General features: G+C 36.4%; 2 protein-coding genes. Both read right to left on the reverse strand.

Annotation, left to right across the window (positions count from 1 at the left end; genetic code table 11):
- A partial coding sequence (locus ABZ953_RS39450; protein ID WP_361734366.1) for a type I restriction-modification system subunit M N-terminal domain-containing protein occupies positions 1 to 549 on the reverse strand: 549 nt, incomplete at its 3' end.
- Positions 549 to 1,012 (reverse strand): hypothetical protein (locus ABZ953_RS39455; protein ID WP_361734368.1); only part of this gene is annotated, 464 nt, incomplete at its 5' end. The genes ABZ953_RS39450 and ABZ953_RS39455, both read right to left, overlap by 1 nt.

The raw sequence follows: 1,012 nt of genomic DNA on the forward strand, positions 1-1,012 counted from the left end.
AAACATCCCAATTAAATACTCATAAGCGTCCCCAATCACATCGCCATTGTGTTCAAATAAGTCAATCTCATCTAAAGCACGCAAGACCTCAGTAATCGTCACATTACGTTGTTGTGCATTTGAGCCTAATTTTGTGGAGTTTAAATCAATATCCGCAAACAATCCACTGAATTCTTCTCCTTGACGTTCCAACTCATTAAAACCTGCTTGTAAGTCGGTCAAGTTAAATTCATAGTTATCAGCTTTGAGGCGGTAGTGATAAAACAATTGATCGGGTTGGATAAAGTAGCCTTGTTTGGGTTGGATATTTTCGATTAAATCGTCTTTGTCTTCTTCGTACCATTCCATGAAGCCTGCATACTGAGTGGAACGTTCTGGGAAGGTATCTGTTTTGCCATTTTCTTGTTCATAAACTTCTCTCAGCTGCGCATCAGACAAGTACTTATAGAAAATTAATCCCAGTAAGTAGTTTTTATACTCACTTGCATCCATCTTCCCACGTAAGATATCCGCAGAAGCCCATAGTTGTTGATTTAAACCTGTCGCCATTATAATTCTTCTTTCCATTTTTGAAGTTGTTCAAAGTTTTGTTGTAGTCGTTCTTCTAAAACTTTTGTTCTTCTTCTGTATTTTTCACCCGTTTTGGCTTCAAACTCTTCTTTACTAAGGGTCATCGAATCCAGTAAATGAGTTAAATAAGGGATCGTTTTCTTATCGCCTTGATATTCATTCATTGCAGACTGTAAAAAGTCGAAGGATAATCCAAATTCTTCGGCTTCTTTTTGAAGTTGTCTTTGAATTTCATTTTGAATCGAAGTCTCTTTTAATTGAGCCACATCGATCTCTTCAGTAGTATTGACGAGTTGATCTTTCAAGGTGTGATACATCTTTTGGATTTGAGGATCCTTTTGTTGGATTTCTTTTTCAAATTTTTCAACGGCCCCTGCTTCGTTTAATTGAATCGCTTTCAAAAGTTGATTAATATAAAAACTATCCACGATGTCTTTATGTG

Source organism: Streptomyces sp. NPDC046465, from assembly GCF_040646035.1.
Taxonomy (GTDB): Bacteria; Actinomycetota; Actinomycetes; order Streptomycetales; family Streptomycetaceae; genus Streptomyces.